Origin of the sequence: Pantoea sp. ICBG 1758 (assembly GCF_002928325.1) — a bacterium.
In the GTDB taxonomy this organism is placed as follows: domain Bacteria; phylum Pseudomonadota; class Gammaproteobacteria; order Enterobacterales; family Enterobacteriaceae; genus Pantoea; species Pantoea eucrina.
This window is the reverse complement of the sequence record NZ_POWL01000002.1, coordinates 13,776-34,678: the sequence shown is the minus strand read 5'-3', so window position 1 is coordinate 34,678 and position 20,903 is coordinate 13,776. Positions and strand designations below refer to the sequence as shown.

Annotated in this window: 17 protein-coding genes; 3 read left to right on the top strand and 14 right to left on the bottom strand. The window is 57.3% G+C overall.

Translation table 11 applies throughout. From position 1 onward, the window contains the following. Positions 1-40: 40 nt before the first annotated feature. Positions 41-979, bottom strand: coding sequence for a malate dehydrogenase (gene mdh, locus C1Y41_RS09820; protein WP_039380662.1), 939 nt, complete (start codon positions 977-979; stop codon positions 41-43). A gap of 419 nt (positions 980-1,398) precedes the next feature. Between mdh and argR the strand changes: the two genes are divergently transcribed. The 3 genes from argR to yhcN (C1Y41_RS09805) all read left to right on the top strand — a co-directional run bounded on the left by argR (position 1,399) and on the right by yhcN (C1Y41_RS09805) (position 2,958). Beyond that, positions 1,399-1,869, top strand: coding sequence for a transcriptional regulator ArgR (gene argR / locus C1Y41_RS09815; RefSeq protein WP_039380667.1), 471 nt, complete (start codon positions 1,399-1,401; stop codon positions 1,867-1,869). Between the two features lie 465 nt (positions 1,870-2,334). After that, on the top strand, positions 2,335-2,598 hold the full coding sequence (yhcN, locus tag C1Y41_RS09810) for a peroxide/acid stress response protein YhcN (protein ID WP_104085376.1): 264 nt from the start codon (positions 2,335-2,337) through the stop codon (positions 2,596-2,598). A 93-nt stretch (positions 2,599-2,691) separates the two neighbouring features. After that, complete coding sequence (yhcN, locus tag C1Y41_RS09805; protein WP_039380672.1) at positions 2,692-2,958, top strand: peroxide/acid stress response protein YhcN; 267 nt, start codon at positions 2,692-2,694, stop codon at positions 2,956-2,958. 60 nt (positions 2,959-3,018) lie between these two features. Here the strand turns inward: yhcN (C1Y41_RS09805) and C1Y41_RS09800 are convergent, their stop codons facing one another. From C1Y41_RS09800 to csrD, 13 genes are all read right to left on the bottom strand, one after another. Continuing rightward, positions 3,019-3,288 carry a hypothetical protein gene (locus tag C1Y41_RS09800; RefSeq protein ID WP_094111849.1) on the bottom strand — a complete coding sequence of 90 codons (270 nt, stop codon included), beginning with the start codon at positions 3,286-3,288 and terminating at the stop codon, positions 3,019-3,021. Between the two features lie 14 nt (positions 3,289-3,302). Then, on the bottom strand, positions 3,303-4,757 hold the full coding sequence (locus C1Y41_RS09795; protein ID WP_104085375.1) for an NAD-dependent succinate-semialdehyde dehydrogenase: 1,455 nt from the start codon (positions 4,755-4,757) through the stop codon (positions 3,303-3,305). Positions 4,758-4,862: 105 nt separating this feature from the next. Continuing rightward, the gene (gene aaeB, locus C1Y41_RS09790; RefSeq protein WP_094111847.1) at positions 4,863-6,815 is read right to left on the bottom strand and encodes a p-hydroxybenzoic acid efflux pump subunit AaeB; all 1,953 of its coding nucleotides are present in this window, start codon (positions 6,813-6,815) and stop codon (positions 4,863-4,865) included. An 11-nt stretch (positions 6,816-6,826) separates the two neighbouring features. Further along, the gene (gene aaeA, locus C1Y41_RS09785; protein ID WP_039380683.1) at positions 6,827-7,756 is read right to left on the bottom strand and encodes a p-hydroxybenzoic acid efflux pump subunit AaeA; all 930 of its coding nucleotides are present in this window, start codon (positions 7,754-7,756) and stop codon (positions 6,827-6,829) included. Between the two features lie 8 nt (positions 7,757-7,764). After that, positions 7,765-7,968: a p-hydroxybenzoic acid efflux pump operon protein AaeX gene (gene aaeX, locus C1Y41_RS09780; RefSeq protein ID WP_065648072.1), complete on the bottom strand. Its 204-nt coding sequence runs from the start codon at positions 7,966-7,968 to the stop codon at positions 7,765-7,767. A gap of 377 nt (positions 7,969-8,345) precedes the next feature. Beyond that, positions 8,346-9,791, bottom strand: a complete 1,446-nt coding sequence (gene tldD / locus C1Y41_RS09775; RefSeq protein WP_039380688.1) for a metalloprotease TldD — start codon at positions 9,789-9,791, stop codon at positions 8,346-8,348. Positions 9,792-9,855: 64 nt separating this feature from the next. Continuing rightward, positions 9,856-13,650 (bottom strand): AsmA2 domain-containing protein YhdP, encoded by a 3,795-nt coding sequence (gene yhdP, locus C1Y41_RS09770; RefSeq protein WP_104085374.1) that lies wholly within the window; start codon positions 13,648-13,650, stop codon positions 9,856-9,858. 47 nt (positions 13,651-13,697) lie between these two features. Further along, complete coding sequence (gene rng / locus C1Y41_RS09765; RefSeq protein ID WP_071669165.1) at positions 13,698-15,167, bottom strand: ribonuclease G; 1,470 nt, start codon at positions 15,165-15,167, stop codon at positions 13,698-13,700. After that, complete coding sequence (locus tag C1Y41_RS09760) at positions 15,157-15,750, bottom strand: nucleoside triphosphate pyrophosphatase (protein WP_104085373.1); 594 nt, start codon at positions 15,748-15,750, stop codon at positions 15,157-15,159. The genes rng and C1Y41_RS09760 overlap by 11 nt, the downstream gene beginning before the upstream one ends. Positions 15,751-15,758: 8 nt before the next feature. Next, positions 15,759-16,247 carry a rod shape-determining protein MreD gene (mreD, locus tag C1Y41_RS09755; RefSeq protein WP_039380697.1) on the bottom strand — a complete coding sequence of 163 codons (489 nt, stop codon included), beginning with the start codon at positions 16,245-16,247 and terminating at the stop codon, positions 15,759-15,761. Continuing rightward, on the bottom strand, positions 16,244-17,278 hold the full coding sequence (gene mreC / locus C1Y41_RS09750; protein WP_039380699.1) for a rod shape-determining protein MreC: 1,035 nt from the start codon (positions 17,276-17,278) through the stop codon (positions 16,244-16,246). The genes mreD and mreC overlap by 4 nt, the downstream gene beginning before the upstream one ends. Positions 17,279-17,490: 212 nt before the next feature. Further along, the gene (gene mreB / locus C1Y41_RS09745) at positions 17,491-18,534 is read right to left on the bottom strand and encodes a rod shape-determining protein MreB (protein WP_003855260.1); all 1,044 of its coding nucleotides are present in this window, start codon (positions 18,532-18,534) and stop codon (positions 17,491-17,493) included. Positions 18,535-18,843: 309 nt separating this feature from the next. Further along, the gene (gene csrD / locus C1Y41_RS09740) at positions 18,844-20,790 is read right to left on the bottom strand and encodes an RNase E specificity factor CsrD (protein WP_094111842.1); all 1,947 of its coding nucleotides are present in this window, start codon (positions 20,788-20,790) and stop codon (positions 18,844-18,846) included. Between the last annotated feature and the right edge of the window lie 113 nt (positions 20,791-20,903).

Here is a 20,903-nt window from a genome sequence, read left to right as displayed (position 1 = left end):
GCCCGGCTTCAGCCGGGCGTTTCACACTGCGTAACAGGAGTTACTGCTTCACAAACTCTTCACCCTGCGCAATATCTTTTTTCAGCGTCTCCAGCATGCCGTTCAGCGCCTGCTGTTCAAATTCGCTCAGCGTGCCCAGCGGGCGACGTTCGGCAATCCCGTTTTTACCCAGCAGCAGCGGCTGAGAGAAGAAGCGCGCATATTCACCGTCGCCTTCGACATAGGCGCATTCAACTACATTGGCCTCACCCTGCAGCGCACGGATCAGCGACAGACCAAAGCGTGCGGCGGCCTGCCCCATTGAGAGAGTCGCCGATCCGCCACCCGCTTTGGCTTCCACCACTTCGGTGCCGGCGTTCTGAATACGCTTTGTAAGATCGGCGATCTCCTGCTCGCTGAAGCTGACGCCCGGCACCTGCGACAGCAGCGGCAGAATGGTCACGCCAGAGTGGCCGCCCACGACCGGCACCTCTACTTCTCCTGGCTGTTTACCCTTGAGCGCAGCGACAAAGGTATTAGCACGAATGACATCCAGCGTGGAGACGCCAAACAGTCGGTTTTTATCGTAAACGCCGGCTTTTTTCAGCACCTCTGCGGCGATCGCCACGGTGGTATTAACCGGATTAGTAATGACGCCAATCAGCGCTTTGGGCGCCGTGCTGGCTACCTGCGCGATCAGGTTTCGGACAATGCCCGCGTTAACGTTAAACAAATCCGCGCGATCCATGCCGGGCTTACGCGCTACCCCGGCAGAAATCAGGACCACGTCGGCCCCCTTCAACGCAGGGGTGGCATCTTCACCGCTGAAACCTTCAACCGTCACAGCGGTAGGGATATGGCTGAGATCGACCGCCACGCCAGGCGTGACCGGTGCAATATCATAGAGAGAGAGGGCGGAACCCGCGGGTAACTGCGTTTTGAGCAGCAGAGCCAGCGCCTGGCCAATACCGCCAGCGGCTCCGAGAACGGCAACTTTCATCCTGAACTCCTTATTAAGATGGGGCAAAGATATGCCAGAAATCCATCAGCTTACGAGTTTAGTCAACATCTCAGGCGATAGCGACATAGCCGTTGCGCACAGGCAGCCTGCTGCTATCTGCTTCCGATACCGCTCTGTTTCAGAAGCGCCTGAATGATCTTATCGCAGCCAGCAGAGATATACGGCTTTGATCGTCGATCTGGTTGTTACCACGTCAATAGTATAACAACTTTGCAACCTCTGCTTTGCGCGTCAGCGCGCGATTTTGGTGCTTAGCCAGTTTCTGCTAGAATGCCCGTCCCGCGCGGACGTATGGCGAAAGTCGCCGCTGACGCATTGCATAAAAATTCATCTAAATGCATAATAATTTATCAGCTGCAGGCTTGTTGCCTGCTGCGCCTCTTATTCATTGGTAGCTTATGCGTAATCCTTCAAAACAAGACGACCTTATCAAGGCATTTAAAGCCTTGCTTAAAGAAGAAAAATTCAGCTCTCAGGGCGAAATCGTGCAGGCGCTGCAGGAAGATGGCTTTGAAAATATCAATCAGTCAAAAGTCTCCCGCATGCTGACAAAGTTTGGCGCGGTGCGCACGCGCAACGCGAAAATGGAGATGGTTTACTGCCTGCCCGCTGAACTGGGCGTCCCTACCGCTACCAGCCCGCTGAAAAACCTGGTGCTGGATATCGATTACAATGAAGCGCTGGTCGTGATTCATACCAGCCCGGGCGCCGCGCAGCTGATTGCCCGCCTGCTCGATTCTCTCGGCAAAGCAGAAGGAATTCTGGGTACTATCGCCGGCGATGACACCATTTTCATCACCCCGGCGCGTGCTTTTACCGTTAAGCAGCTCTATGACGCGGTACTGGTGCTGTTTGAGCAGGAGCTGTAACACTTCTTTGCCGGTGGCCAGTCTGCCGGCACCTTCTGGCGTTCAGATACCTGATGTCCTCTGTTACTTCGCCCCGCCTTTATCGCTAAAGGTTATCAGGCTGGCTGATATAGGTCAGACCTTTAAGCTCCTGTTACTCTCAGCCATATATTCTCCTGCCTGTAACCGCTCTTTCGCCCGTTTTAACTAATTTTCTCGCCAGCGTGCAGCGGCATTGACCATAAACTTTGGCACGAAAAGTTAATTTGACGCAGATCACTGTTTTTGCGAAAAAAAAGCGCTTAACGGATGAAAAATAGCCGATTTTAATAACTTAACGTTATAAAAAGGTGGCATAAGGATAAAGGATAACAACGAAACATTATTAGCGAAGTATTAATTTCCCGCGTGATTAGATCTATACTTCTTTTCGTGACGCAAATCACACTAACTAAAAAGATAAAAATCACAGACGAGGAAAATACCATGAACATTAAAGCGGCTATCGCCACCCTAAGCATTCTTTCTGCACTCTCATTTGGCGCTTCTGCAGCAGATTCTATTTCTGCCGATCAGGCAGCGAACCTGCAGTCTGCCGGCACCATCAGCGTCAGCGGCGTGGGCGGCTCGCCAATGGATATCCACCAGCAGCTGAATGCGAAAGCCGATGCGCAGGGCGCAAAAGCGTATCGTGTTATCGAGGCTTATAACGACAACACATACCACGCTACAGCTGAACTCTATAAATAACTGTCAACCGGCGTGATACAACGCCGATGCTAATCGACGACCCGCTTACTCTGGTGTAGCTGCAGGTTGTTGATGCTAACGAGGAGATACATTATGAAAATCAAAACAACTCTTGCAACGGCTGGCCTGCTCTCTCTGTTTGCCTTTGGCGCCTCTGCGGCTCAACTGGTTACCAGTGAATCAGCACAAAATCTGCAGCCTGCTGGCAGCACCATCTCAATCAGCGGTACCGGCGGTTCACCAATGGATTATCGCGAACAGCTTTCTCAGAAAGCTGATGCGCAGGGCGCCAGTGCTTACCGCGTCATCGAAGCGCGTACCGGCGACAGCTATCATGTGACCGCCGAACTCTATAAGTAATTCCTCGTCACCCCTGACGAACCCTTTGGCCCCGCTTTGCGGGGCCCTTTTTGGGTTGTATTACTGAGCGGTAAAGCGGAGCTGGCCCTCCAGCTCCTCTTCTGCCTTTTCAAATAGCAGGATCAGTGCGCTATACCGGCGTTTCTGCCCTCTCCCCAGATTAACGAAGACAATTTCCAGCGGCAGCGGAAGCTGTTCACCGGTCATCACCCGCCAGAGATCGTCCGGATCGCGAATAGCGGCCTCGTTCAGCATAAAACGCTCGCCAAACTGACTGTAGAAGTGGGCCTGATCGACGATTTCATCAAAATCGAAACGCTCGGTTCGCATGCTGTATCCTCCTGCTAAGAGAGACCGCCCAGATGCAGCGCTTTGACTTCCAGGTACTCTTCAATACCCAGCACTGAGCCTTCGCGTCCCAGACCTGATTCTTTAATCCCGCCAAACGGCGCCACCTCAGTAGAGACCGCGCACTCATTAATACCGATCATCCCCGCTTCCAGCGCGGCAGCGACGCGGAACACCCGCTGCAGATTCTGCGTATAGAAGTAGGCAGCCAGACCATATTCGGTATCATTCGCCCGCCCGATTACCTCCTCTTCACTGCTGAAGCGGAAGCAGGCCGCAACCGGACCAAATGTCTCCTCCTGCGCCAGCATCATGCTCTCCTGCGCCCCGGCAATAACCGTGGGCTGCCAGAAATTGCCGCCCAGCGCATGCCGTTCGCCACCGGTGACAATTCGGCCACCTTTACGCACCGCATCCTGCACATGCTCTTCAACTTTTTCCAGCGCGGAGGCAGCGATCAGCGGCCCGACGATTACGCCTTCATCCATACCGTTCCCGACTTTGAGCTGCTTAACCGCTTCTGCCAGCTGCGTAACAAAGCGATCGTAAATCTGCTCATGGATATAAAAACGATTCACGCTCACGCAGACCTGACCGGCATTGCGGAATTTATTGGCAATCGCACCCTGTACCGCAGCGTCAATATCCGCATCTTCAAAGACGATATATGGCGCGTTGCCGCCCAGCTCCATGGAGACCTTTTTCATCGTCTCAGCCGCATTGCGCATCAGCGTTTTGCCCACGGCAGTGGAACCGGTAAACGAGATTTTGCGCACCGCGCGTGAGGCCATGATAGCGTCGCTGATCGCCTGGGTATCGCCCGCGACGGCATTGAGCACGCCGTCCGGCACGCCAGCCTGCTGCGCCAGGGCTATCAGGGCAAAGGCGCTGAGCGGTGTATTGTTCGCCGGTTTAATAATCCCGGTGCAGCCTGCGGCCAGCGCCGGCCCAAGCTTACGGGTCAGCATCGCCATCGGGAAATTCCAGGGGGTAATCGCCGCGACCACGCCAACCGGTTCACGCGTGGCCAGAATACGCGAGCCGGGTTTAGCGGGCGGAATAATCTCGCCGTTAGCGCGCTTTGCCTCTTCTGCAAACCACTGAATAAAGCTCGCGGCATACTCTACTTCGCCTTCCGCCTCTTTGACCGGCTTACCCTGCTCGGCGGTCATCAGCTCTGCAAGCCAGCGTTTGTTTTCCACGATCAGCTGATACCAGCGCATCAGGATCCCGGATCGCTCTTTGGCCGTTTTATCCCGCCAGCCGGGGAAAGCGCGCTGCGCGGCAGCGATCGCCTGTTCGGTTTCCGCTTTACCCGCTTTGGCGACGCGGGCAATCACCTCGCCGGTCGCCGGATTGGTTACGTCAAACGTCGCGGAGGCGGCATGCCATTGACCCGCAGCGAAGAAGCCGGTTTTGAAGAGTTCATGTTGCTGCAAAGAAGCGGACATCGATATTCTCCTGTCAGTATGCATCCGTCAGGAAAGTATAGATGGCAACGCGCAGCCGATTTGTGTCAGCGTGGCATAAACCCGCCGCCGCCCGGGGCGGCAGGCTTAAATCTGGATGAGGGTGTTCTGATATTTGTCCAGCATCTGCGTCAGGCGGGCGACCGGCTCCGTGACGCTGGCAGGGGCACTATAATGCGCCAGCTTCTCCTGATAGCCAGCCAGCTCCTGCAACAGCGTTTTGAACGCGTCGCGTCGCTTATCATCGCTGCTGGCTGAGATAACCCGGTCCGCGGTGTGTCGCAGCTGCCGGTGATAAGCGGAGAGCTCCGCATTGACCGGCACTTCTGCATTACGCAGCCGCTGATGACCAATAATCAGCGTCAGGGCGATACGGTATTTATCGATATCGCCCGGAAACAGATTGAGCAGCAGAAAAAGCTGCTGATAAAGCGCCGGCAGATGGTTTTCCCGGCGCCGGGCCTGATTCGTCGTCAGCGCTGCAACAGCAGCATACATCAGGCGATTCAGCAGTTTGCGGCCGGTACGCGCTTTGGATTTATCGCGAATCAGCAAAATCACCATCATGGCGACAAAGCTGCCGATCCACTGCCCCAGCGCGTTATCCAGAAACACGTTGAATTCAAACTTCATCGGGTTATCCAGCACCAGCACATTGATTGTGCCGATCAGCGCGCCCAGCGTGCCAATCTGCCGCCGCTGCACAAAGATACCGCCGACAAAGCCGAGCAGGCCGATGGCGATGCAAAGCAGCAGCGCACTCTGCTGCGTGGCAGGCAGAACCCAGGTGAAGTAGAACAACCCGAGCGGCACGGCGACCGCCATACCGTAAAAGAAATCTTTGGCCATCATCAGCGGATTGGGCATGCGCATCGCCAGTGCGGTGATCACCCCCAGCATGACCATGCAGCCGCTGCCGGAGGTCCAGCCGGTATAGAGCCAGAACAGGGCCCCCAGCGCGGTGGCGACAAAGGTGCGAATACCGTTGATCATCGCATGGTGAGTTTCAGCCGAACGGGCCTGAACGATAATCTCCCGCTGCAGGATGTTCTCTTCAAGGGCGCTGATACGGCTGTTGCATTTAATCCCTTTGATCAGCAGCAGATATTCAGTCGCTGCTCCGGTCCAGCTCGCCAGCGTGACCGGAACCGTTTTGCTGCTGTCGCTGATAACGCGACGCAGCACTTTCATGCGCTTATGCACCTCACCGGCGCTGTTTGCCTCTTTTTCCAGCAGCAGCCGGAACTGCGGCGGAATATAGTCGGGCCGGGAGTTCTGGATAAGAAACGTCTCAGCGGCCTGCGTAATCAGCGTCAGCGACAGCGTATTAAGCATCTTTAGCCGGCGACTGCTGTTCTGCCAGCGAGACGACTCCATCATCAGCTGGCTGCGCATGCCGTTCAGGGCAGTGGTGCGGCGTACCAGCGCGCTCCAGGCTTTGTCCACCTCATCTTTATCTTCATGCGCAACGCAGAGCTGCAGCAGTTTATAATGCGCCACCAGCAGCGCATCCACTTCGGCATCGATGACTTTTTTAATGGAACGCGGTGAAAACAGCATATCTGCCAGAATCGCACAGAGGATCCCGAGCACAATTTCGCTGCAGCGCTCAACGGCAAACTGGGGGGCGAGCGTCAGCCCGCCGGTTGCGTCAGCGGTTACGACGATAATCAGTGCCGTGTAGCCTGCCAGCCCAAGCGCATAGGAGTTTTCGACTTTGATCAGCGAAGAGAGCCAGACGCAGAAACCGGCCCACATGCAGCACAGCAGCAACATCACGACCGGCGCACGCACGGTGGTGATCATGATAGTCAGCGCAGCGATACAGCCGATAAAGGTGCCGATGATGCGCAACACGCCGCGATAGCGCAGCGCGCCGGAGTAGGGATCGCCGCCGGCAGCAAAGGCGGTACCGCCAGCGACAATACCGGCCGTCATCACCGCCCAGCGCGGCGTTTCCAGATGAAAGTGAAAGCCAATCATCAGCGCGGCCACCAGCGCAAACGTCAGCTTGATCGGGAAACGCAAAAACTCAATCATCACGCCCCCGCTTAACCAAACTCACGCAGGCGATTGAAGAATTGTGCCAGCGGCGAGGCGTTGGTCTGCCGATCCTGCTCACCGGTGATCACCACGGTCGCGGTTGTGCCTGCCGGGAAGCGGTTGCCAGGCTGGGCATCAAGACGGATACGCACCGGCACGCGCTGCGCCAGGCGCACCCACTCCAGATTAGAGTCCACCGTTGCCATACCTTTATTATCAATGCTGCTGCTGCTGTTGGTCACCCCGGCAGCCACGCTGTCCACCGTGCCGCGTAACACGGTATTGCTGCCCAGCGGCGTGACTTCAGCGCGAAAGCCCGGACGCACGCCGCTGAGTTTGGTCTCTTCCATATAAGCCAGCACGTAGAAAGAGTGCTGCTGTACCAGCGCGACCGCCACGGAGCCGCGCGTAATGAACTCACCCTCATAGACATTGAGGTTGGTCACCCAGCCATCAGAGGGGGCTTTGATCGTGGTACGGTCGAGATCGATAACCGCCAGATCGCGGGTAGCGATCGATTTCGCCAGCTGATGTTCACTGGTCTGCAGATCGCTGTTAGCCTGTTCAATCGCCTCACGCGACATCGCGCTGGTACCGAGCTGATTACGGCGTCCCGCCTCGCGGCGTTTTTCACTCACCAGCGCCTGATAGTAGTCCACGTCTGCCTGCGCCTGCGCCAGCGCTTTCTGATAGCGCGGCCGGTCGACGATAAACAGCGTATCGCCCTTTTTCACCAGCTGGTTATCATGTACCGGCACGTCGGTGATCAGACCGGTGACATCAGGTGCGATAGCCACCACATCCGCAGAGAATTTAGCATCGCGTGTCCACGGGGATTCGGTGTAGAACACCCAGGCGCGGAAGACAATCACGACGGCGATGATAACCAGCAGGAGCGTAATCGCGTAACGCGCGATTTTTCTTATGAGCGCTTTCACTTAAAACCTCAGATGAATAGACGGGATACAAGATAAAACACACAGCAATACAGGGCCGTGTTAAACAGGGCCGGATGCCAGACCAGATCGTAGATCCCGCTTGGCGTCAGCACACGTTTCACCAGCCAGAACAGCGCCAGCGAAACCAGTAGTTCAATGAAGATGGGCGGGAAAGATAGCCCGAATACGACAAATACCGGAAGCACACTCATTTCGGTTCCTTAGTTCGACCTTGCCGGGATCGCACCGCTTTTACCCCCACGCTGTGCCGCACCGGGAATGGTTAAGCAGGCAGCAGAAAAATGGCAGTAACCTTCAGGCCGCCCTGCGCTAATCATAGCGTATCATCAGCCTGTCTGGTCCGTAACGGAATGCAGTGCATAAACCCAGCGCGCGTATAATAACGTGCCTGACTATATGTTTTCTACAAATCGTGACATAAATCACTTTTTAATCCGAATAAATAATCGCACGACTTAGCGCGATGTCTGTTTTTGCCAAAGTGGCTGAATCGGAGGCATTTATAGCTGACGCAGCCACAAAAAAGGCTGCCCGCAGGCAGCCCTTATAGTGACAGAGGTTCAGCACCTCAGGCGGTGCCGCCTACGGTGATTTTGTCCAGCTTCAGCGTCGGCTGGCCCACGCCAACCGGGACGCTCTGTCCCTCTTTACCGCATACGCCGACGCCTTTATCCAGCGCCAGATCGTTACCGACCATTGAGATTTGCTGCATCGCTTCAATGCCGGAACCAATCAGCGTAGCGCCTTTGACCGGCCGGGTAACTTTACCCTTCTCAATCAGATACGCCTCTGAGGTAGAGAAGACAAATTTGCCCGAGGTGATATCGACCTGACCACCGCCAAAGTTAGGCGCATAGAGGCCATATTCCACGCTTTCGATGATCTCCTGCGGCGTGGACTTGCCCGCCAGCATGTAGGTATTAGTCATGCGCGGCATCGGCAGATGCGCATACGATTCGCGCCGGCCGTTACCGGTTGGCGGCACACCCATCAGGCGGGCGTTAAGCTTATCCTGGATATAGCCCTTCAGGACGCCATTTTCGATCAGCATGTTGTACTGACCCGGAACGCCCTCATCATCCACCGCCAGCGAGCCACGCAGCCCCTCCAGCGTGCCATCATCCACCACGGTGCAGAGTTCCGAAGCAACCAGCTGCCCCATCTTGCCGCTGAATACCGACGTTTCACGACGGTTAAAGTCGCCCTCAAGGCCATGTCCTACCGCTTCGTGCAGCAGCACACCCGGCCAGCCAGCGCCCAGCACGACCGGCAGCGCGCCAGCTGGGGCTGCAACTGCAGAGAGGTTAACCAGCGCCATACGCACCGCTTCGCGCGCCCAGGCGTCAGCCCGGACGTCACCGCTCTCATCGGCGAGGAAAAATTCATAGCCGGTACGCGCGCCGCCGCCGCTTGAGCCGCGCTCGCGCTTGCCCTGATCTTCCACCTGCACGCTGATTGACAGACGCACCAGCGGACGAATATCGGCTGCCAGCGTCCCATCGGTTGCCGCAACCAGCACCTGTTCATAAACGCCGCTCAGGCTGGCATTGACCTCCTGTACGCGCGGATCGGCCGCGCGCGCCACGCGGTCTACGCGATGCAGCAGGGCGATTTTATCTTCGCGCGTCAGGCTGTCGAGCGGGTTAACCGGCGCATAGAGCGAACGTTGCATTACTGCCTGCAGCGTATGTGCGGTGCCATTGCCCTGCTCGCGTACGATACTGCGCGCGGCTTCCGAAGACTGCCGTAGCGCATTCAGGGTGATCTGGTCTGCATAAGCGAAGCCGGTTTTTTCACCGCTTACGGCACGTACGCCAACGCCCTGATCGATATGGTAGGAGCCATCTTTAATAATTTTATCTTCCAGCACCCAGGATTCATGGAAGCTGGACTGAAAATAGAGATCGGCATAATCCAGACGACGTTCTGAAAGCTGCCCTAACAGGGAATGGAGGTCCTGCTGATTAATGCTGTTCGCAGCTAGTAACTGCTCACTTACCAGATTCAGAGTCATCGTTTCTCACTCATTATGTGCTCAGATAGTCATAGCCTGCGGCAATTCCCCGACGGCGTCAAATTCACTTGCTGCCGGCGTCGCGCGCTTTGCGCAGCACTTCACTGATTTCCGGTTTATCCAGCGGGCCACTGATGTGATAGCGCAGCAGGGAAATCTTGTTCCAGAGCGGTCCCAGTACCTTGCTGGCGGCAAAAACGGCGGCCCCAACCACCGGATTGATTGCAAACGCCGTTGCCACACCGACCGACGCGGAGATCTCCGGCGCCACAACCGCTTCCATATCAATTTTTCGCTGTACCAGATCGATCCGGCCCTGCATCGCGATATCCGCCTCCAGCCCATCTACCAGCAGGTTATCAGTGCGCATGACGCCGTTTTCGATCCAGGCGGTGCCGTTGATTGAATCAAAATAGAAGCCATCGCTGAAGGTGTCGCTGAAATCCAGACGCAGCTTGCGCAGCAGCGCATCAAAACTTACCAGACGCAGCAGCTGTCCTGCCCGTCCGGTATTAACGTCGGCAATCTCTCCTTTGCCAAAGTGCGTTTTCAGCGTGCCGCTCAGCGACGCCTCAGCAGGCTGCCAGGGCGCGGCGCGCCAGTGCAGGTCATAATCCACGTTAAACGGCGCGTCGCGCAGCGGCGTGTTCATACCGAACCAGTTAGTGGCGTCATTGATATTGCTGCCGCTCAGGCGTCCCTTCAGCGAGGTGCGCGGATTGCCCGGCGAGTTAACCCATTCGCCACTGATGCTGAGCCGGGCGCTGCCGCTGTCCACAATTCCGTTAGTGAGTGCTAACGTCTCTCCGCGCGGCGTCAGCGTCGCAGCCATCTGTCCGAACTTCTGTCCGCGCAGCCAGCACTCATCGCAGTTAAGCTGCAGCGCAGGCCACTGGCTGAAATCGATCCCGCTGTCGCCGCTGAACGGTGATGACGCCTGTTTGCTGCCGGTCTCTTTCCATTGCGGATTGTAATAAAGGTAGTTCAGATTGATGCGCCACGGTGCACGCTGCGCTGTTGTCAGCGTGCCGCGCGCTTCACGACTCTCCAGCTTCAGCTGCGCATCACCGCCCGCGCCCTGCAGCAGAGTGGCGCTGACATCGTGCCACTGCTGCCCGCCCAGCGTCAGGGCTGGCGTATGCAACGTGACATCGCCAGGTAAGCCGACCCCGCCCACCTGCGTGGCGCCCTCTCCGCTGCCGCCCGCTCCGGCCAGAACACCGAGCCAGGCTTCTCCATCCAGCGGCGGCAGGTTTAATACCATACCGCGCTGCGCCGGGAGCGCAGGCGTTGCCGTGGTCTGGTTCTGCCAGATGCCGCGTTCGACGCGCAGCTGCGGCTCCAGCAGCCAGCGGCTGTTAAAGCGGTGCATCTCGCCCACGCTGCCGCTGAGCATAAAGCCGTTCAGATCGCCTTTAGCCTTAACCGTCACCGGCAGCGCCTCACCGGCAGATTTGGTCAGCGGCGCAGGTAAGTGACTGCTTACTGCTTTGCCATCGCCTCTGAGATCGACGCTGTAGTTCGCACCTCCGCTATGCGGCAGCGTAATAGCCACATCGCCCTGCCAGGCGAGTGAACCGCTGAGCTGACGCGCTACCGCCGCTGGCATCACGCTGAGACGCGCGGGCTGCCAGTCGCCCAGCAGGTGGACGTTAACGCCAAAATCCTGCGGATTCTCCTGCGTGCTGAAGGTCACGCCCAGCGGCTGACCAAACCAGTTTGCCTGCATCTCTTCGCTTTCAAGGTTGCCGTTGTTATAGCGGAAACGCCCTGTCAGCTGCGTCAGCGTGCTCTTCAGCGGTTTAATATGCAGCGTGTTGTTATTCATCACCACGTTGCCGCTGGCGTGTACCTGTTCGCCATCCAGCGGGATCTCCAGGTTGAGCGTGCTTTTGACGTTGCCCCCAACCTGCAGCTGCTGCAGCGCCGCGCCGAGCGACGATTTCAGCGGCGTCTCATTAAAGTAGGCGCCGATATCCGCCCCCTGCCCGCTCAGATCGCCGGCGATCAGCAGTTTCTCTTTAAGATAATCCGGAATAACGGCCGTGACGTTACGCGCTTCGACCTTGCCCAGGCGCGCGTTATCGGCGCGCATCCACAGGCCGTCATTCACAAAATCGAGATCGATATCCAGATCCTGCAGGGCCGGCCAGCCCGGCTGAAAGCGAAACGCGGCATTGCGCAGCGGCACTTTAACTTCAAACATGCCGTCGTTATGCTTAAACGGGAACAGGCGCGGATCGCCGGCGAACAGCAGCGTGGCGTTATCGGTCTCCCCGCCTTTTATCGCTTCGCTCAGGTAGTGCGTCAGGTTATGCCCCATCAGCGGTTCCGGCAGATAGCGCCAGGCATCACCCGCGTCGGTTACGCGGATGCCGGCCAGAATATCGAGCCGTGGTGCAGCGTCACTGTTTTGCTGATAGCGGAAATCTCCGCGCGCCCAGAGCGACCGCGCCTGCACATCCAGCTGATGTCCGGCCAGCGTCAGGCCGTGACGGTCGCGCAGCCAGCTCAGCTGGCCACTCAGCTGATGAATATCCAGCGGCGCCTGGAACATATCACCATAGGGCACTTCAGCCTGCCCCATGCTGAGATAAACCTGACCATTGCTGACGCTGCCGCTGGCGCGCCCGCTGAGATTGCTGATGCCCGGCAGCAGCTTCCAGTTATGCCATGCCAGATCGCGCCACGTCGCCTGCAGTCGCGTCTGTTCCGGCTGCGCCAGTGGAATATCCAGTGCCAGCGTATCGATATAACCGCGCGGCTGCAGCGCACGCCAGGTATCCAGCAGCGTCGGCGAGAGCGGGCCAATCAGCGGCACCAGCGGCGCAAACCGCTGCAGGTCCAGCCGGGTAGCGCGCACGCGGATCTCCGCTGCCGCTTTATCTTCAGGCTGCCACAGCAGCGCAATCCGGCCGGGCGCCCAGGCCACGCCATCGGTGCTGAGCCGGGTCTGCGGTATATTCAGGCTCCAGCCGTCGCGGAAGCGCGCCAGGTGTGCGGTCAGTCCGTCAATCTGCAGCTGATGGTCGCGCTGCTCGCCGCGCCAGCGCGCCCCACCCTGTTTGATCAGCACATCGCCCGCATAGAGTTCGCCATCGCGCAGGCTGGCCCACGCCGCCAGGCTGATACGCGCGCTCTCCAGACTGGTGTTATCACGCAGCCAGCGGCCAATCCAGGGACGCACATCCACATCGTCTGCCTGCATCCAGATGCGACCGTCGTTCAGCAGGCCACGGGTATCCTTTAAATCCAGCCTGACCTGCACCACGCCATGCTGGCCGGTAAAGCTGCTGAGGCTGACCTCGCCTTCAGCGCGATGCCGGCTGGCTTCATTCAGCCAGGTAAGGCGCGGTATCGCCAGCTCGGCATGCTGGCCTGAAGGCGTCAGAAAGCGGATAGTGCTGTCGCGCAAATCGAAGTGATCGAACTGGCGCAGGAAGAGGTCGTTAATCTGAGCAGGCTTGATGCTGGTGGTATCGCTGTCGCGGGTAAACAGCGGCCGCTCCGTCGCCAGACGCAGCTGCCAGAAGGTGAGATCGCGGAACTGCCAGCGCCAGTGCAGCAGCGACTGCCAGACATCCAGCGCAAGAGTGACGCGGCCAATGTGCAGTTCGCCATCCTGCTTCATATCAATGCGCAGATCGCGTACCTGCAGCGTCGGGCCAAAATTCTGCCACGTTCCCTGCAGTTCGCTGGCGTCTGCGTTGACGCCGCTGATGCGTGAAATCGTCTGCAGAATGTCGCTGCGATAGCTGTTGAGATGCGGCATCACCAGACGCAGCCCGCTCACCAGCAGCGCCACAATGACAATCACTGTGGCGATCAGCAGTAACAAAATCCCTGGCAACCGCCTCACACATCTCTCCTTGCTGGTCACTGGATAATAACGTCTGGCCGCAGGCCTTACATCATGACGACGTCAAACTGCTCCTGAGTATAGAGCGGTTCAACCTGAACTTTGACCTGTTTGCCGACAAAGATTTCGACTTCGGCCAGCGCATGCGACTCATCTGTTTTCAGCGCCTCGCCTACCGCCGGCGAGACGTAAACCAGAAAGCGGTCGGAGTCATAGGCGTGATGCACGCGTACAATTTCACGCATGATTTCATAGCAGACGGTCTCTACGGTTTTCAGCGAGCCGCGTCCTTTACACACCGGGCAGTCGGCACAGAGCACATGCTCAATGCTTTCACGCGTTCTTTTACGGGTCATCTCCACCAGACCCAGCGCTGAAAAGCCATGGATCCCGGTTTTGACCCGATCTTTACTCAGCGCACTCTCCAGCGAATGCAGCACGCGACGGCGGTGATCGTCATTACTCATGTCGATAAAGTCGATAATGATAATACCGCCGAGGTTACGTAACCGCAGCTGACGGGCAATAGCCTGCGTCGCTTCGATATTCGTATTAAATATGGTTTCATCCAGGTTACGGTGGCCAACAAACGCTCCGGTGTTGATATCTACCGTGGTCATCGCCTCCGTCTGATCGATAATCAGGTAGCCACCCGATTTAAGCTCGACCTTGCGCTCCAGCGAACGCTGAATCTCATTTTCTACATCATAGAGATCGAAAATAGGCTGCTTGCCGCTGTAATGCTCTATTTTGCCCGCCATTTCAGGAATATATTCGCTGGTAAATTCCACCAGCAGATCGCAGGTCAGACGCGAATCGACGCGAATGCGATCCAGCGCGGCGCCGGCAAAATCGCGCAGCACACGCTGCGCCAGCGCCAGTTCGCCATAGAGCAGGCAGCGCGTCTGGTTACGCTTTTTGCGCTCGCTGACTTTGGTCCACAGGCGTTTGAGAAACGCCGCATCCTGCGCCAGCTCTTCTGCGCCGATGCCTTCCGCAGCGGTACGAATAATAAAACCGCCCAGATCGTCACAGTAGGCAGCCACCACCGCTTTCAGCCGTTCGCGCTCCGCCTCACTTTCAATACGCTGTGAAACACCCACGTGTGATGCGCCGGGCATAAAAACCAGATAGCGGGACGGCAGCGTGATATCGGTGGTCAGGCGTGCGCCCTTGGTGCCGAGCGGATCTTTCACTACCTGCACCATCAGATCCTGCCCCTGGCGTACCAGCTCGGCGATGTCGCGTACAACAAAATTTTTCTTTTCATCGCCGGCAACACACTCGGTGTGCGGCATGATGTCGGAGGCGTGCAGAAAGGCGGCTTTATCCATGCCAATATCGACAAAGGCGGCCTGCATACCCGGCAGCACGCGGCTGACCCGGCCTTTGTAGATGTTGCCAACAATGCCGCGTCGCGCTTCGCGCTCAATATGAATTTCCTGCAAAATGCCGCCATCAATATAGGCAACGCGCGTTTCCGAAGGTGTCACATTTACCAGCAGTTCAGCCGTCATTCTGTCCCCTTAATGCACGCAGCGACTGAAAATGGCTCAGCAGCTCTGTGGTTTCCACCAGCGGTAGTCCCACTACGGCGTAGTAGCTGCCATTAATCGTGCGCACGAAATTGCCGCCCAGGCCCTGAATGCCATAGGCGCCCGCCTTATCCATCGGTTCGCCGCTGGTTATATAGTGCGCGATTTCATCAGCGGTCACGTTGCGGAAGGTCACATCGGTAAGCACCAGGCAATCCAGCAGCGTCTCGCTGTCAGCCAGCGCTATCGCGGTCATCACCTGATGCGTCTGTCCGGAGAGCCTTGCCAGCATCTCTGCGGCGTGTTCTGCATCACGCGGTTTTTCCAGTACGTCACCATTCAGCACCACAATCGTGTCCGCGCCCAGTACCGGCAGATCCCGGGGCGCCATAGCGACACCGGCGCGGGCTTTGTCCGCCGCCAGTCGGCGAACGTAATGTTCAGCCGCTTCGTCGGGCTGACGCTGCTCTTCGGTATGGGTTAACAGACGCTCAAACTGCAGCCCAAGCTGCGTAAGCAGCTCGCGCCGGCGGGGCGAGCCGGAAGCCAGATACAGGGTAATCATTGTGTTCCTTACTGAACGGCAAACTGCCGGCGGATCTTTCTCATCAATAAGAATAGCCAGGGCCAGAGGATGCCGTCGACCACGCTACTCCAGAAAATTTCTGGCCGGAATGAGACGTCTATGACCAGGAATTCAGCCCAAAAAACAATGACATCTACTGCCAGTGAAAGAACCATAACCATTAACGCCTGCTGCCACAATGCGAGGTTGCGGAACAGCTGGAATTTAAAGGCGACCAGGTAGGCGATGATACTGAAGGCCAGCGCGCGTACGCCCAGCGTGGAGCCGGCAATCAGATCCATAACGGCACCGAGAAAGAACCCGGTGCCGACGTTGACCCGATGCGGCAGCGCCAGCACCCAGTAGATCAGAATAAGCAGCAGCCACGACGGCCGGAACATATAGAACTGCTCCGGCCACGGCATGATTTGCAGAATTAATGCCAGCAGAAAAGAGAGCCAGATTACCCACCGTCCCTGACTGCGATATCGGCTCAAGGCTGGCCCCCACGCGTGTTCGCCGGCGTGCTCTGCGCACTCCCGCTGGCCGCAGAGGATGGCGGTCCCATCTGCTGACTCTGCTGCATCCCCGCGGGCGCCGGCGGCCCCATTTCACCCGCCGGTGGCAGCACCTGAGGCATCATCTGCATCAGACGCTCGTTCGCTACGCGATGTACCTCATCCGGTGCCATCGGCATATCGCCATTTTTATCTGCTCCCCACAGCAGCAGCAGGTAGCGCAGACGCTGCAGCCCGGCAGTCGGACGCGCCTGAATGACCGTATAGGCGCGCTGGGTATCAACTTTGACTGACGACACGACGCCGACCGGATAACCTTCCGGGAACCGGCCGCCGAGGCCGGATGTCACCAGCACGTCGCCGACGCGAATATCAGTATTGCCTGGCAGATGCTCCAGCTGCAGATCTTCGCTGCAGCCGTTACCGGCAGCAATAACGCGAATATCGTTACGCAGCACCTGAATCGGCAGCGCGTGAGAGGCGTCGCAGATCAGCAGCACGCGGCTGGTCAGCTGGCCAACGGCCACCACCTGCCCGACAACGCCTTTATCGCTGATCACCGGCTGACCTTCGTAAACGCCGTTTACGCTGCCCTTATCGATCACCACCTGATCGGTATAAGGATCGGTGCCGGTTGAGATCACCTGCGTCACCATTTTGTGCTCATCCTGACGCAGCGGCGATCCAAGCAGCTCGCGCAGGCGGGCATTTTCCTGCTTATATTGCCCCAGCATCAGCAGATCGCTGTTTTTCAGGAAAAGCTCGCGGCGCAGCGCTTTGTTCTCCAGCTCCAGCTGCTGACGGGATGCCAGCGTATCCGACACGCCGTCAAGCAGCTGTCGCGGGCCGTTGGCCAGAAAATAAAATGGGCTGACTGACGTGTCCAGATAGTTGCGGATCCGGGAGAAAGTACTTACGCGGCTGTCGGCGATGATAATCGCAATTGCCACGATAACGGCCAGAAAGAGACGCAACTGCAGGGAAGGCCCCCTGCTAAAAATCGGCTTCATAAATTCTGCGAATTCCTCGACATCAGGGAAGAAGCACCAGTCCGCAGACCCGCGCCTCCAGGGCTGGACGCACTATGCCGTCATACGCAGCCGCGTCATTTACCCATGCCTGAACCGCCGCTGCATAATACAACGCTGCGTGCGGTTCAGTTTATGATGAGTATTGTCGCGATTCCCTGCGCAATATGACCATGGTCGCAGCCAGTGAGGAATTACTCCTCGCTGAACAGATCGCCACCATGCATGTCGATCATCTCCAGCGCTTTACCGCCGCCACGCGCTACGCAGGTCAGCGGATCTTCCGCTACCACGACCGGAATACCTGTCTCTTCCATCAGCAGGCGATCCAGATTACGCAGCAGTGCGCCACCGCCGGTCAGCACCATGCCACGCTCTGAAATATCAGAAGCGAGCTCTGGCGGACACTGCTCCAGCGCAACCATAACCGCGCTGACGATGCCGGTCAGCGGCTCCTGCAGCGCTTCAAGAATTTCATTTGAGTTCAGCGTAAAGCCACGCGGCACGCCTTCTGCAAGGTTACGGCCGCGCACTTCGATTTCGCGCACTTCGTCGCCCGGATAGGCTGAACCGATTTCATGCTTGATACGTTCTGCGGTGGCTTCACCAATCAATGAACCGTAATTGCGGCGCACGTAATTGATGATAGCTTCATCAAAGCGATCGCCACCGATACGTACAGAAGAGGAGTAGACCACGCCGTTCAGGGAGATCACGGCGACTTCAGTCGTACCGCCACCGATATCCACGACCATAGAACCGGTTGCTTCAGAGACCGGCAGGCCGGCACCGATAGCCGCAGCCATCGGCTCTTCAATCAGGAATACTTCGCGTGCCCCTGCGCCCTGCGCAGATTCACGGATAGCGCGACGCTCAACCTGGGTCGCGCCGACCGGTACACACACCAGTACGCGCGGACTCGGGCGCATAAAGCTGTTGCTGTGTACCTGCTTAATAAAGTGCTGGAGCATTTTTTCAGTCACGAAGAAGTCGGCAATCACGCCATCTTTCATCGGACGAATAGCGGCAATGTTGCCCGGCGTACGGCCAAGCATCTGCTTTGCGTCATGACCAACAGCCGCTACGCTCTTTGGGGAGCCGGCGCGGTCCTGACGGATAGCAACCACTGAAGGCTCGTTCAGCACGATGCCCTGTCCTTTTACATAAATCAGGGTATTCGCAGTACCCAGGTCAATGGACAAGTCATTGGAAAACATGCCGCGAAATTTTTTAAACATACTAAGGGATAATCCTGCAAGCTGGGGGCGGAAAATAAAATCCGCTTACTTTACCAACCACACGAAGCCGCTACAAGGCGCAAAAACGTTCGGCTAAGGTGAAAAAATAGACCATATAATTTTTCCGGCCGGTACTGTTCGCTACTGGCAGCGCCAGATAGCGCTAAACGGCCCTCTTTAACGCAAATTGCCCGGACCTGCGGCGGGGTTATCGACATAAAATTTAACATTTCATGCCTCTGGCTCTGCCCGCTCCCGCTGGTTAACGCCAGAAAAACATCGATTGCCGGGACAAACCCTGCCAGCGCATCAAATGCGGTAACGTTGCGAGTGTTTTTTAACGTTACTGTTAACCGGTAAGGAAGGCGCAAACAGATCGCCCTGCCCGCCCGCTACCCCAAGTGCAGTCAGGGTTTGCCATTCAGCCCGGGTACGCACGCCAGCAGCAAAAACATAGCTGGAGGTGGATTTACACACCTCCAGCAGGCTTTGCACAAAAAGCTGATTCTCTGTGCGGCGGTCAATATTCCGTACCAGCCCCGGATCCAGCTTAATCACATCAACAGGAAGCTGGCGGATATAGGCGCTGCTGACCACCGTCATTCCCGCCTGATCGACTGCGATACGGCAGCCAAACGTGGTGAGCATGTGAAAGACCGGCAGCAAACGATTGATGTGTTGACACACATCCGCCTCGGCAAGTTCAAATAAAAATCGCCGGCGCTGGGATTTATTACACTGCAGCAGCAATTTTTGCAGCCAGCGCTGGAACGGGCGCTGCAGCAGTGAATCGATACTTACCGGCAGCGCCAGCGTCTCATCCGGCCACACTTCTGTCAGCGCGGCGATGCGCGTCACCAGCTGGCGATCCCAGCTGTCGGTCAGCCCCAGCTGCATGACCAGCGGCATAAACTCGGCGGCAACCACTTCTTTATCACCATCAAATATGCGCGCCAGCATCTCTCGGTGGTGCACTTTACCATCCAGCAGTACCGCAGGCTTTTGATAAAGACGGGGACCACCGCGATTGAGCGTATTCTCCAGCAGCGTACGCCAGCGCACGCTGCCGCGGCCCATCTCCAGCGGATTACCCTCGCCCACTGACCAGGTGTTGCCTCCCTGCAGCACGGCGCGCCGCGTGGCCAGCTCTACGCTCTCCATCACCTGCAGTGCGCTCTGTCCGCTGCACCAGGCGTTGATGCCGATATGGATTAAATCATCACGATCCACCCTGCGCATCGGCGGCAGCGAGTCCACCGCATTGATAAGCTGCTCGGCGATGCTGTTCGCCTCTTTCAGCGTCCGGTGCGGCAGCAGCACGGCAAAATCGCTGCGAAAATAGCGGGCCAGCAGCGCCCCCGGATAGCGCAGCACAAACGTAGAAAACATATTGATGATATCAAACAGGTACTCTTCGGCCAGCGTCGGACCAATTATCTCATGCAGATTGTCGAAGTCAGGCAGGCGGATCATCATTACCACGCCATGCGTACCGACATCCTCCTGATCTTCCAGCAGCGTCGCCAGCTGGTTATCAAAAAAGAGGCGATTATTGAGACCTGTGCGCGCATCCTGAGCCGCAAACGTGCGGATCAGCGTATCGATTCGCAGACGCTGTTCTCCTGCTTCCTGCAGATCGCTGAGCAGCGTATCCAGCGCGCGGCTGGCTTTAGCCGGCCATTCAGTGGTGCCCGGAACGCGGGCAATGCGCTCGCCGGCAATAATGCGTTCCGCGCGCGCCTCCAGCCGATCCATATTGCGCCAGCGGCGATTAAGCCAGTGGTGCGTCATCGCCAGCAGCGCCGCCATAATGGCAACCACGCTCAGCAGCACCACCAGCGTATAGGCGCCGGTAAAGGAGCGGAACCAGGTTTTTGCCGGATCGAGAACCACGACGCGCAGCTGCATTTCGGGCGCATGCACCAGGGGCAGCTCAAGCTGAATAAACCGGTTAGGCTCATCTTCCAGCATCGGATTCTCATGGCGGGTAAGACGGAATACTTCGCCTTCGTCATTGAGCAGCGTGACCTGCTCAGCGTTGATCACCGGCATCAGCCGCGTCAGCCACTGTTCAACCTCCTGCGGCGACTGAGTCATCAGCGCTTTGTCAACTTCGGTCGCCAGCGTATCGATACGGCTCTCAACGCGCTCCTGCGACAGCCAGATAAAACTAAAAGCGCAGCCTACCAGCATCAGTAACATTGCCAGTAAGCTTAATAATGTAATAAACGCAGAAAACTTCGTTGTTAATCGCATCCCTGTGCCTGTACCACTGCGGTTATAAACGGGCAGCCAGCCTGTGCGTCATTCAGCTGACGCAATCCTGAGCAAAGTACCATAAATAGCTGTCTGAATCAGCGCCAATGCTC

Coding starts and splice junctions, on each gene's coding strand:
- aaeB (WP_094111847.1), bottom strand. CDS start 6,815: ATGATTGAGTTTTTGCGTTTCCCGATCAAGCTGACGTTTGCGCTGGTG.
- argR (WP_039380667.1), top strand. CDS start 1,399: ATGCGTAATCCTTCAAAACAAGACGACCTTATCAAGGCATTTAAAGCC.
- yhcN (WP_039380672.1), top strand. CDS start 2,692: ATGAAAATCAAAACAACTCTTGCAACGGCTGGCCTGCTCTCTCTGTTT.
- C1Y41_RS09800 (WP_094111849.1), bottom strand. CDS start 3,288: ATGCGAACCGAGCGTTTCGATTTTGATGAAATCGTCGATCAGGCCCAC.
- yhcN (WP_104085376.1), top strand. CDS start 2,335: ATGAACATTAAAGCGGCTATCGCCACCCTAAGCATTCTTTCTGCACTC.
- aaeX (WP_065648072.1), bottom strand. CDS start 7,968: ATGAGTGTGCTTCCGGTATTTGTCGTATTCGGGCTATCTTTCCCGCCC.
- rng (WP_071669165.1), bottom strand. CDS start 15,167: ATGACGGCTGAACTGCTGGTAAATGTGACACCTTCGGAAACGCGCGTT.
- mreB (WP_003855260.1), bottom strand. CDS start 18,534: ATGTTTAAAAAATTTCGCGGCATGTTTTCCAATGACTTGTCCATTGAC.
- mreC (WP_039380699.1), bottom strand. CDS start 17,278: ATGAAGCCGATTTTTAGCAGGGGGCCTTCCCTGCAGTTGCGTCTCTTT.
- mdh (WP_039380662.1), bottom strand. CDS start 979: ATGAAAGTTGCCGTTCTCGGAGCCGCTGGCGGTATTGGCCAGGCGCTG.
- tldD (WP_039380688.1), bottom strand. CDS start 9,791: ATGACTCTGAATCTGGTAAGTGAGCAGTTACTAGCTGCGAACAGCATT.
- C1Y41_RS09795 (WP_104085375.1), bottom strand. CDS start 4,757: ATGTCCGCTTCTTTGCAGCAACATGAACTCTTCAAAACCGGCTTCTTC.
- C1Y41_RS09760 (WP_104085373.1), bottom strand. CDS start 15,750: ATGATTACCCTGTATCTGGCTTCCGGCTCGCCCCGCCGGCGCGAGCTG.
- csrD (WP_094111842.1), bottom strand. CDS start 20,790: ATGCGATTAACAACGAAGTTTTCTGCGTTTATTACATTATTAAGCTTA.